At 46.4% G+C, this 12024-nt stretch carries 8 protein-coding genes; 2 read left to right on the top strand and 6 right to left on the bottom strand.

Going from position 1 to position 12024, the window contains the following annotated elements; translation table 11 throughout:
- Positions 1 to 245 precede the first annotated feature (245 nt).
- Both QUA25_RS24565 and QUA25_RS24560 read right to left on the bottom strand, forming a co-directional pair.
- Positions 246 to 1223: a heme o synthase gene (locus QUA25_RS24565; protein ID WP_333041877.1), complete on the bottom strand. Its 978-nt coding sequence runs from the start codon at positions 1221 to 1223 to the stop codon at positions 246 to 248.
- Between the two features lie 133 nt (positions 1224 to 1356).
- Positions 1357 to 2271: a heme A synthase gene (locus QUA25_RS24560; protein ID WP_333041875.1), complete on the bottom strand. Its 915-nt coding sequence runs from the start codon at positions 2269 to 2271 to the stop codon at positions 1357 to 1359.
- Between the two features lie 529 nt (positions 2272 to 2800).
- On the opposite strand from QUA25_RS24560, the gene QUA25_RS24555 reads away from it, so the two are divergent.
- Both QUA25_RS24555 and QUA25_RS24550 read left to right on the top strand, forming a co-directional pair.
- The gene (locus QUA25_RS24555; protein ID WP_333041873.1) at positions 2801 to 3025 is read left to right on the top strand and encodes a hypothetical protein; all 225 of its coding nucleotides are present in this window, start codon (positions 2801 to 2803) and stop codon (positions 3023 to 3025) included.
- Between the two features lie 235 nt (positions 3026 to 3260).
- Entirely contained in the window at positions 3261 to 4688 is a 1428-nt protein-coding gene (locus QUA25_RS24550; protein WP_333041871.1) for an ABC transporter substrate-binding protein, read from the top strand.
- A gap of 206 nt (positions 4689 to 4894) precedes the next feature.
- On the opposite strand, the gene QUA25_RS24545 is transcribed toward QUA25_RS24550, so the two are convergent.
- The 4 genes from QUA25_RS24545 to QUA25_RS24530 form a co-directional block, all read right to left on the bottom strand.
- Entirely contained in the window at positions 4895 to 7396 is a 2502-nt protein-coding gene (locus tag QUA25_RS24545) for a glycosyltransferase (RefSeq protein ID WP_333041869.1), read from the bottom strand.
- A gap of 681 nt (positions 7397 to 8077) precedes the next feature.
- On the bottom strand, positions 8078 to 8659 hold the full coding sequence (locus QUA25_RS24540; protein ID WP_333041867.1) for a hypothetical protein: 582 nt from the start codon (positions 8657 to 8659) through the stop codon (positions 8078 to 8080).
- 166 nt (positions 8660 to 8825) lie between these two features.
- On the bottom strand, positions 8826 to 10664 hold the full coding sequence (locus QUA25_RS24535) for a CHAT domain-containing protein (protein WP_333041865.1): 1839 nt from the start codon (positions 10662 to 10664) through the stop codon (positions 8826 to 8828).
- A 108-nt stretch (positions 10665 to 10772) separates the two neighbouring features.
- The gene (locus QUA25_RS24530) at positions 10773 to 11912 is read right to left on the bottom strand and encodes a Gfo/Idh/MocA family oxidoreductase (RefSeq protein ID WP_333041863.1); all 1140 of its coding nucleotides are present in this window, start codon (positions 11910 to 11912) and stop codon (positions 10773 to 10775) included.
- Between the last annotated feature and the right edge of the window lie 112 nt (positions 11913 to 12024).

Here is a 12024-nt window from a genome sequence, read left to right as displayed (position 1 = left end):
AATTGGGTCAACAGGTAAAAGATGAGTAATTTGACTCATTGACAATAGTGCTTTTAGCTTAACTTGTGAGTAATGCCTAAAGTAAACAAACAAAACCCGCTAGATGCGGGCTTCATTTTAAGAATTGCAATTTAACTCACTACTAGGACTTAGGCCTAAACCGGGTTTTTTAGCACAATAGTGCATTTGAGACTTTAATACTGGTGAAAAACCCGGTTTCTTTGGTATTTCTGAGTAACTCCTAACTACATCACAACTGCACTAATCAAAGTTTGCACATTTTGTACAAGAGCAGTAGTAAAGTTATGAGTCACAGGCAAACTGTCAACCACTATTCCGGCGCACAAGAGCATCAGGTACAGAATAGAGTATTTGAAGAGCGATCGCGCAACAATCTTATCCTCTGGAGTCTGCAACAGCAACCAAGCTTTTTGGGCAAAAATAGCACCGAGGAAAATAGCTGTTCCCGCATACACCGCGCCCGCTAAATGCAGGGGATAAACTAGCAGCAAAGTTGCAGGAATCATCAATAGCGTGTAAATCCAAATTTGGCGGGCTGTCTCTTCATCGCCCTCAATTACCGGCAACATCGGGACGCCTACTTCCTTGTATTCATCGCGAATCATCATTGCTAATGCCCAAAAATGCGGCGGTGTCCACAGGAATATAATCCCAAACAGCAGCCACGCACCCCAACTCAAATCTCCCGTCACCGCAGCCCACCCAACTAGCGGGGGAATCGCCCCTGCAGCACCGCCGATGACGATGTTTTGCACGCTGTGGCGCTTCAGCCAGTGGGTGTAAATTAGGACGTAGAAAACGATGCCTGACATTGCTAGCAATGCGGCTAATAAGTTGGCAACAACTGTGAGCAATGTAAAGGATATTGTAGCTAGGGCGATCGCAAATATCAAAGCATCCCGCTTCTTGACACGCCCGGAAGGAATCGGCCGCCACCGGGTGCGCTCCATAATATAATCGATGTCACTGTCGTAGACACAATTAATCGTATTCGCCGACGCAGAAGCTAAAGCGCCTCCGGTAATAGTTGATACCAGCAATAGCGGGTCTACTTCTCCTTTGGCCGCCATCCACATTCCTGCTGAGGTCGTGATTAGCAGCAGTAAAATAATTCTGGGTTTGGTTAGTTGATAGTAACTTTTCACGACTTGCGAAAAGTTTTCGTGGAGGCGGGGGCTGTCGTTGGTAAGGATTTCTTGCATCGGTTGTAAGCTGTTAGTAATTATTTGCGAATTCGTCATTAGTCATTAGGTTGGAGTGGCGGGTTTTAGGATAAATATCTGCTGTAGGTACAAGGATTAATAAACCCGCCGCCTCTTACTTTAGTCTTATCTCTCAAGCTGATAAAACTCGATCGCGCCAAGCTAAAACACTAAAAGCTATCAGGGTTCCCAGCAAAGCAGCACCGACTGCTTGGTGGGCGACTGTCAGCGGTTCTACCTGAAGGTGCAGCCGGAAAGTTGCTAATCCTAAAACTAATTGAGCAATTAGGCAAACACTTGCCCAATTAGCCAGTTTTCGCAAGTTTGGACTCAGTGCAGGCTGCCGCCAAGCCATGACTGATACGGCTAAAGTCGCTGCGGTAGCGGGTACGATACCGGCGATGTGGCTGTTCATTACCGAGCACAATTCTGAGGAATCCAAACATTGGTGCAGTGCCCATCTAGAGCCTACTAATGCTCCTAGCAAACTTTGCAGGTAAACTAATAATGCTGCGATCGAACTTACCCAAGCTAATTTGCCGACATTTCCTGTAGCTTCGTAGGGAGTCAGCAGGAAACCGATGACTAGCAGGGCGCCAAAAAATAGTAAAGCTGTTCCCAAGTGAGCAGTAACGATGTCAAATCTCAGCAGTTGTGTTACTGTCAAGCCGCCCAATACGCCCTGAAAAACGATTAAAAATAGTGCTCCGGCGCTCGCCCAAGGCAGCCATTTTGGCAGGCGGCTGCGATAAAACAAAGATAGTCCTAAAAGTGCGATCGCGCTTAAGCCAATTGCCGCAGCGTCCAATCGGTGAAACCATTCCAGAAATACTTGCAAATTCATTTGCGCTGCGGGTATTAATTGACCGTAGCACAGTGGCCAGTCGGGGCAAGCGAGCCCCGCATTCATGACTCGCGTGGCGCTGCCTACAGCCATTAACAGCCAGGTTGCGATCGCAATTTTCCACACTAGGCCGCGGATAATATCTTTTGGCTGCCACTGCACTCCTGCTGCTGCGTTTGGCTGATTTAAAACTGAGTTTGCCATGGAATTTACCTTAGCCTTTGTTATCGATCGAACTTAATTAAATATCGAGGTTTTGCTTTGACTGAGCTTAGCCTAGCTTAACACTCTTTTTCTCTGACCAACCGTCATTTTTACTACCTTAGCGACACTTTTATCCAATTAGTTTGTCTTTATATTTTTTTCAACTTTCTTCTTTATATTACAAAAGATGTCCTTTATTTTGTCAAACTTAAAAAAACTTTAATCTTTCCCCGCCCCTGGATAATTAAAAACTCCCCCGCTGTCGAGACTCTCCGGGAAAATAAAGATATAATTAAGAAAAAGAATTTAGGTGATGATTGTGATAAGAGGGACTCAAAAATGTTTACAAAAAGCTAAACAACATAAAAAAACCTATAAAGTAGGATTCGCAGCAAACTATATTGAGCTGATTGTTCTACCCTAGTAGTGAAGTATGACTGCAGATAAAACGGCAGTCAACAAGTTAAGCAAGTTATAACCCAGCGACTCTTTACTCCAGGCTTCGTAGCCGCGAGCAAGCTGTTCAAGGATGGAAAAAAACAAGAGAAATGCCAGCTTCCCTGTTGGCCCTAGTTGGCTGCATAGCGATCGCATTCCACCGATCGCAGACTTAGGAGACCCGGTGCCTGAAACAGCACCAGAAATCACACTAGAAATGGCTCCCACCCCCAGCAGCGCCAAATACGGTAAAGGAGCCAAACCCTCAGAGACGGGACAATCTGCAGGTATCACAGTCAACCTCAGTGGGATCTAAGCTGCTACACAGCTAGATTGTATAATATCCAGATCAAATAAATTAACAACTGCTAAAATATAGGTAGATGTCAGCCCACAATCATCTATCTCAAGTATGAGAATTAGCATAATTGCTACATAAATTATTAAATGAAAGAGAACTTGTTATTAAATGCTTTACATCCCATACATTGCTCGTTGCCGAACTTCTTAAGTCGTTGAATCTAAAACCTAAAATCTAAAATTCTGCAGCCATGTCCCAAAAAAATGAAACCGCTGTTCTGGTATTATCGCTCCTAATTACGATCGGGCTAGCCGGTGCAGGTATTTGGTGGCTGACAAGCCGAGGCAGCATCAATGTCGGGGGTTTATCACCCCAAAATCCGACTTTTCCCAACTCTGCGACGGGGAATTCGCCGCAATCAGAGCAGGCAATTGGGCAGCGTCTGAGTGGTGGCGAAAAACTGTTACTTCCAGAGCAAGCCACAACAACCAAACAAGCAGCAGTACAGGCGATCGCATCTGGCAACTATAACGCAGCTATTTCCGACTTACAAGCTTCGCTGAAAACCAATCGCAACGATCCCGAAGCACTAATTTACCTCAACAACGCCCGCATCGGATCTCAAAAATCCTACACAATTGCAGCAGCAGTTCCCATTGGCGGCGATATCAATGCTGCTCTAGAAATTCTGCGGGGGGTAGCTCAAGCTCAAAATGAAATCAACCAAAGCGGCGGCATTAGCGGTACTCCATTAAAAGTGGTAATTGCTAACGATGACAACAAGCCAGAAATGGTGGCACAAATTGCCAGTGCTTTGGCAAATAACTCGGAAATTTTAGGAGTCATCGGGCATTTTGGTTCAGATACAACGCTAGCAGCCAGCAAGATTTACCAGCAAAAACAATTAGTAGCAATTTCTCCGACAAGTACGTCTGTGCAGCTCTCAGGAATTGCCAACAATATATTTCGGACAGTGCCGAGCGATCGGTTTGCTGCGAATGCTCTTTCTCGCTATATGGTGGGAAAATTGCAAAAGCAAAAAGCTGCTATATTTTTCAATTCGACCAGCAGTTACAGCAAATCTTTAAAAGATGAATTCACTACGGCTATTTACGGAGATGGAGGACAAATAGTATCAGAATTTGACTTTGCTAAGGGAAATTTTAATGCCGCCGATAGCGTTAAAAGTGCGATCGCCCAAGGAGCAGAAGTGATTATGTTAGCATCCAATTCAGCCACGATCGACCAAGCTTTGCAAGTAGTGCAAGTAAACGCCAAACGGCTGCCATTACTAGCAGGAGACGGTGCTTATACTGCTAAAACACTGCAAATCGGTGGCCCAGGAACAACAGATATGGTGCTAGCTGTTCCTTGGCACATTCTCGCAGATCCGCAGTCAAACTTTCCCCAAACATCCAAACAACTTTGGGATGCTGAAGTAAGTTGGCGCACAGCTTTAGCCTACGATGCGGCGATCGCGTTAATTGCCGGTTTAGGGCGCAATCCGACTCGTACAGGCATTCAACAAGCTTTATCGGCGTCAGATTTTTCGGCAAATGGAGCATCGGGGCCAATTCGGTTTTTACCTTCGGGCGATCGTAATCGAGCAGTTCAGTTAGTCACTGTTAAACCCGGAAATCGCACCAGTTACGGTTACGAGTTTGTGCCGATTAATTAAAAAAAAAGTGCTGGTCATTTGTCTATGTATAGCCGAAGAAAGAAGGAAGAAGCAATAAAATCAATCGTGTCAGCCATTAACAACGTCCTAACCGTCTTGGCGGTTGCTATAAAATCTACCATTGTTCCTTGGCGGGGGTTGCTTGATGGGATTGTTTGTTGGCGCGATAAAGGTTTTGTGAAACCCGCCCGGGATGGAAACTCGATCTAAAGTTGCGAAACTGCGATCGGTCTAACTGACCTATTCCTCTCAAAAACAGCCCTCGGTTTCAAAGCAATTCTCAACAACAGCCACAGCGATCGCCATTCTCCGGGAGTTTCCTGCCGCTGCCACTGGCCCGGCCGACAGTACAGCATTTCGATCAAACAGCGGTGCTGGCTAATGTTCAGGCGATCGAACGCAATTCGCACAGTGGGAAATTCCACAACACTGGACTTTTTTGCATCCCCAAAACTAGACGCCAACTGATATTGATCGCTCACCAACTCAATCTTAGCCACAGGAATAAAACAATTCTCTTCCATAATTTTCAGAGTCGCCGAATCGCAATCAATCAAACCTTTGACCAAACGACGCTCAGTGCCCAACTCAACAACAGACGGCGCTAGCGATCTCCTTGCCTTGACTGCCGCATTGCGAGGGAGCGCTTTTATTTCACCCTGGGATAAACTTGTCTCAAAGGCATATTTTGGCAAAATCTCTGCTGCTGTCAAACTTTCTTTACTGCCTTTATTCTTCACCGCAAAACTTGGCCACTGCGTCATAGCAACTTCAGCGCCACTTTCCGAAATTACAGTGGTTATGCCCCAAAAACTTTTACCGCCAATATTTAATTGTACAACCCTACGTAAATTGAACCATTCGTAAATGTCCGGCTTAGGAATATCCACCAAAATCAGCAATGCAATCCCGATCATCAGCAGGTTGTACGCGCTCCAAATCCATCCCAAACTCATTCCTTTTGACAAATGTGCACTTTCTGATATTGACTGTACAGTGTCCAAATTTTTAACTAAATTAATGTTTAAATTGTGCCACAAACTGAAGGCTGTAGCTGCGAACAAGACAATCAAAGGCCATCCCAAATTCCAGTTAAAATGAAAGCGATCGCTCGCCATTCCTTTTGGCGTTACCTGAAACCCTTTCCCAAACGGATTCAGCATGGAACTCACCACCGTCACCGCTAAAGGAATACACTGGACGAACGAATAAATATCCGAAAGCAAAGCCGATCCCGATCTGCGGTTCAGCCAAGAAAACACAGTAAGTTGCACCAAATAGTAAGGCAGGAAAAAGTACAGCAATTCCCGCGCACTTGCCCGCAAAGGAATTATGTCGAAAAACGAATAACCTAAAGGTATCAACAGATATAAAACCTTAGTTAAACTGGTAAACCAGTGCAGCAATCCTTCCAAATGAGACAGCCTTTGTACGAATGTGAGACCGCGAATTGTTAAAGGATTGGAATCAATAAAAAATGCCTGAAGCGTGCCTCGCGCCCAGCGTAGCCTTTGATTGAGATGAGCCTCTATATTTTCAGCAGCCAAACCAGCACTCAATTTTTCATCTAAATAAACTAAGCGATATCCGGTTGCTGACAGCCGAATTCCGGTAAAATAATCTTCGCAGATTGAATCTGTGACCAAGCCTCCCGCTGTTTCTAAAGCACTTCGCCTCACTACAAAAGATGTACCGCAACAAACCACGCTGTCGGCGCTGTCTTTGATAATTTCAATTTGTCGGTAAAAGATTTCTTCTTCCGGCGCGAGCACATTTTCTAAACCTAAATTACGGGAGATGGGGTCGTGGTTGTAAAAGCTTTGTGGTGTTTGAACGAGGGCGATTTCGGGATTTTGAAAAAATCCAACTGTGCGAGTTAAAAAATTTTTAGTGGGAATAAAATCGGCATCGAAAACTACAATTAGTTCTCCATTAGTAATGGCTGTGGCATGGTTAATATTTCCAGCTTTGGCGTGAGTATTATCGGGTCTGGTTATATACTCGCATCCCAGTTCTTTTGCCAGCAACTTGATTTCATCCCGCTTGGTATCGTCAAGCAAATATACTTTTTTGTTGGGATAATCTAAAGCTTGACAGCCGATTACAGTGCGCCGTAAAATAAAAGCCGGTTCGTTGTAAGTTGGGATAAAAATATCTATGGGCGGGGTGAAGTTTCCAGCTTCAACTGCAACTGCCATGCGATCGGCTTCTCGACGCCGGTCTTTCATTCTCAGCATTAAATACAGTTGAATACTGGTGTTGAAAACCAGTAGCATTTCTAGGAAAAACAGCCCCAAACTAAAGATACCGTTGAGGGGATCGGTTAAATTTAGAGTAGCGAGCGATCGCCATAAAACGTAGCGAATGGTTAAAGCCAGAACTATTGCGACTACTACAGCGCGCGACCATTTCTGCGGTTGAGGCGAAATTTTAATGGCAGCTAAAGCAACCGAGACAAGTGCCACAGTGGGCACTAACAAATACATCTTGCTCGTAGCAGGCACTTGCAGCCACACAGGCGGGTTTTGCTGCCAAGTGTTGATTGTGGCAAAAATACCGCTGACTGTACCTTCACTGCCAAACCAGGCTCCGGCGATCGCACCTGCGAAAGCAACCGCCCCCAACACGACTAGCGTTGCCGTCGGCATCCGCGAAATCCGCCAAAAGCGGCGTTTCAAGTCTTGAAAATCAAATCTTGAAGTTGTCATAAAATAATTTTAAAGTCCCGATCGTGCATGCAAAAGTAAGGGTTTCTTGCTGTCCATTTTTTAATTCAGTTGAAAATTCCGACACACCTCAATTACTCTATTTACATTTTTTAACATTTGGACCCTTGTATGATAATTCATCTTGCTTGCGGTTGCCAAACTGCTTAGCGAGTCCAAACCTGGCAAAATATAGCAGAAGGAAGAAGGAATAAGGCTTTAGTTACCGAGGAGAGAAGTCCTATCAATTTCGGTAACACTGGAATGATGGGGAGTGGGAAGTGGGGAGTGGGGAGTGGGGGAATGTGGAATTGTGCGACCTTGACTTTATCATTCCCACCCAACCGGAAAAGATATCAGAAGCAATCTTCAGCAATGTCAGCAACAGGCTTTCCGGCTTGTTCCATAATAAAAAATAATTCTTGTGGGCCGTTTCTGCGACGCTGCCCATAAAAAGCTGATTGAAAATGCTCCCACATCTGGGTCCTAACCGTCGGGCGCGCTTGCTATAGTTCAAAAAAAATTATCTTGTCTACAAATCAAATAGGATTGCTATATCAAACTATAGCAATCCCTAGGATTTAACAATTAGACGAATTTGACATCTAACTAAAGGTAGATTAATTTTATATTAATTAAAAAAAATTACCGCTATCGCAGCACAAAAACCCAGCCATCACCGAACTAATCAGCAATTTCTAATTGCGAGATTGCATAGCGGGCGACAGCCAAACTAACTCTGGCTTGTTCTATTTCCGACAATTGGGCCCAAGGTCTTTTAGTAGCCATGACTAATTCCCCCCCTTCTGAATCAACATCTCGCATAGCATAAGCCAAAGGACGTGCCAACACCTGCAAATCTTCCTCAGCCCATTGAGGCAAAATATCTAACACGCACTCTACCATTTGGTCAGCTAAAGATTGATACTTAACAGTTGCGTTTTGCACGCTTTGAGCGATGCTGGCGAGAAAATCTTGAGGAACGCGAGCAAATTTCTCCCGCAAAGACTTTTGCAGAGCAGTCGTCAGCCAAACTTGTTCTAATTGCCAGAATAAAGCTTGCGACTTCAGGGCAATATCGCTGTCGCTGAAGGAATCAGATAGCGCAAATTCCTGCTCTAGGGCAGCCAAATAAGATTCTGATTCAAGCTGTGCAGGATTCCAGGGATAAGCAACATCAGTCTGAACTATTGTGGCGAGAAGTTCCATCTGGGCCTGAGTTTGTGAGTCGCGAAAATATTCAGAATCAGGAGATTGGGTAGCCATGATGTAATACCTCAGGGGGAAAAGGAAAATATAGAAGGGGGACTGTGCCAAGAGCTAGTTGGGAGCTATCAGTGGTAAGTAACTCTTTTAAATTCAGATTGGAGACTCAACGCCCAGAACTTTGCTGTGCCACTCGCCGCTTGCCTTCATTAGCTACACGCGCACCTTAATTCGTTCCGCAATCAGTCTCACTGTACCCCGAAGTTTTAGGAACCTCAATAGTGAACTCAAAAATCTGACCTTGAGAACTGCCAAATTTTAGCTGAGTCCCGCTGCGTAGCAGCAATTCTTGGTGGTGAACTCTCTGCCATCCCTCAGATCCCAAAACTAGAGTTCCGTAGCGAGAAAAATCGCGCAGGAAGTAGCTAGGTTCTTCCCGGCTATCTCCGATCGTGTTTCGGCAGAAAATCTCGGCGTGTTTTTGAGAAACCCACTGTTCTCGAATCACTACGTCGTTTTCTTCCCAGCGTCCGACTCGAACCATACCTGCGCGAATCGGCCAAACCTGATTGGTCGATTCGGTGGATTTGACATTTGGTCGATCGCGCCCCCGCAAATAAGCACAAGACGGCAACCGTCCCAGCCAAGTAGAAGAATTTAAAGGCAACTCAGTTTTGAGGTCATCTACAGGCTCAGTTAGCTGACCGTCAAACTCAGGGTGCATATACAGCACAGGCAGCGTCCAAGCCGGTTGATTGAACTTGTAAAGCGTCAGTAACTGCTGTCTGGCGACGGCGACGGCCCGATCGATCGACATCCGTCCGGCCAAAGCTTGAGCAAAAGTTTGGATAAAACTCAGGGCCTCGCGATCGGCGATCGAATCCCGCATCCCCAACACCGCCGGCACCCCGTGATGGATCAGTACCTCAGCCAAACTGCTGCGGGCGATCGCCTGTTGTTGACCGTTAGTTGAGTGCAACCTCTCCACCGCCGGCTGAGCTCCCCAGCAGGCATTAAACACCGCCAGAGTCACGCGACACCGAACTAATACCTGAGCTAGTTCAGTACCATTAATCGCCGTTTCCGGCCCCAAAAACAGCAAACCGCCGTCGGGGCCCGGTATCCCGTGGCCGGCGTAGAACAGAATGTTGTAAGCTTGCGTTTCCAGCCGAGAAATGAGTTCCGCCGGAGTAGGTTCGATCAGAGTATCGACGCGAGTCGGAACGCTGATGTCAAAATATTTGCCGCTGTCGTCGGTTTGAAAAGCACTTTCCAGAACGCCCGCTAAGGCGAGTGCTTCTTCTCCCAACTGCAAATGACCGTTATTGCTGTTGGAAAATTGGGAATTAGCACCGCCGCCTGGTTCTGCTTGTCCCAAAACTAGCAAAATGTTGAGCGACTCCGCAGGCTGCAGGGGTGGCAAAGGTTCAACATTGCTGGTAGTGCGGCTGAACAGCAGTTGCTGCGACAGAGAAATTGCCGGTTGACCGGCTTGAGGCTGCATAATTTCCCAAGGCAAAGCAATTAAATACGGTTCGCGCAAATCTATGCGTACTCGCAGGGGTAGATTTTGCCCGATCGCAATACCTTTACTTTCCTGGAGACTACCCTGAATCGGGCCTTCAAACAGCCACTGCCAAAGATTAATCCCCAAATGCTGCATCAGGCGGCTGCTGTAGCTTGCCGGTGGCCGAGGCGGATGCTGATCCCCTTTCTCGCCCCACCCCCGCTGGCCCAGGTGGAGCGGCACAGAGGGCGTCGCTGGAGCGAGGTCGAGCGACTGAGGACTTCGTTGTTCAGTTTCTGCCAGTATATTCTGGTTGTTTTCCGGCGAGACGAAACTGCCATCAGGATTTAGGGGCAATTCGTGAATTGTCCCGGAGGGCGAAAACATTTCCTGCCAAGCTTTCCAAGATTGGGAGAGGGTATCGGGCCACATACAGTCGTGGTGAACGTACCCGCTGGGATAGGGAGCTTGTAGAACCCAAGTGGCAAAATGGTTTGCCCCAGCGGTTCTCAGGCGAGCGATCGCTATACTGAGGCAAGGACTTTCAGGGCGCGCCATTCACAACTATCGACTCTGGATATAGGGTGGGATTGAGTTTCTCTATTTGTAGTTTATCGGGTTTGGGGTGCGATCGACTGCGTGAGATTGCTTTGGCAGTTTTTACTTTTACTTAGTGTCCAAAAATTTATCTATGCTCGGTAAATCTACCCAAGTTCCCGTAGCATTCGACTCCTGGGTCAAATCCATCAACAACTGCGAGTAAACCCCTTCTCTGAGGGACGGTATCAAAGATTTACCCGCATCTATTGCTTCTACCCACCTATCTATTACTCGAATAAACGGTGCAATTCTCCCGTCTGGATATACTTGAGGAAACTCCAATCTTTGAGGAATTTTGATTTCAGCTAAAGGTTCTCCACCTTGGGAACCCCACAAGCGAAATCCGTGGACGTAATCTTGCTGGTTGTCGCTTCCTAACACCAGCGTACCCTTACTCCCGTATATTTCCACCCAGTGTCCCCGCCCTTGATAAGTAACAGAACTCAAACAAACTTGACAAGGAGTTCCCCCGGCTAATTCCAACATCAACGTGCACGAATCATCGGCATCAACTAATTTTAAACTTCCCCAATCATTCGGATCTGGCCGCCGCGAAATTCCTGTAATCAAATGCCCAGAAAGCCTCTGCGGCGGGCCGAACAGCCAGCTAATATAATCAAAAACGTGAGAACCTGTCGCGCCCAAAACTCCGCCGCCTCGCTCTTTTTGCGCGTACCAATTCCAGGGGCGACTCGCATCAGCGCGGCTCGACACCAGCCAATCTATCTTAATTAAACGCTTTTCTCCCACATATTCTGCTGCCAATAATTCTGCTAGCATTTGCCATGCGGGGATGAAGCGAAACTCAAAGTCCATTGTGGCAATTGCTCTCGAACCACCCTTGTTAAAATCGGTTTGAGATTCGTTGTTTGCCAATCGGTAAAGTTCCCTGGCTTCATTTGCTGTAAGGGCTGTGGGTTTTTCTAAAAATAAATGCTTGCCTGCTTCCAATACGGTTTTTGCCATTTCATAATGCAAAAATGGCGGTGTGGAAATGCTGGCGCCTGCTACTTCTGGGATGGCTACTATATCGGCGATCGAGTCGCAAGCGTAGGGGATATTGTGGGTAGAGGCGATCGCCTTTGCTTTGTCTAAATTCCGGTGATAAACAGCCACAACCTCTGTCCGGTGATGGGCCTGGAATCCGGGAAGGTGTACTTTTTGACCGAAACCTGTACCGACTACTGCAACGCCAATTTTTGACATAATTTAATAATTGGGAATTGGGGATTGGGAATTGGGGATTTGGAAGTGGGAAGTGGGAATTGGGGATTGGGAATTGGGGATTGGGAATTGGGAACAACTAACAAATAACTAA

Source organism: Microcoleus sp. Pol17C6, assembly GCF_036701145.1.
In the GTDB taxonomy this organism is placed as follows: Bacteria; Cyanobacteriota; Cyanobacteriia; order Cyanobacteriales; family Microcoleaceae; genus Microcoleus.
Note: the sequence above shows the minus strand (reverse complement) of the source record. Positions and strands in the feature narration are given on the sequence as shown.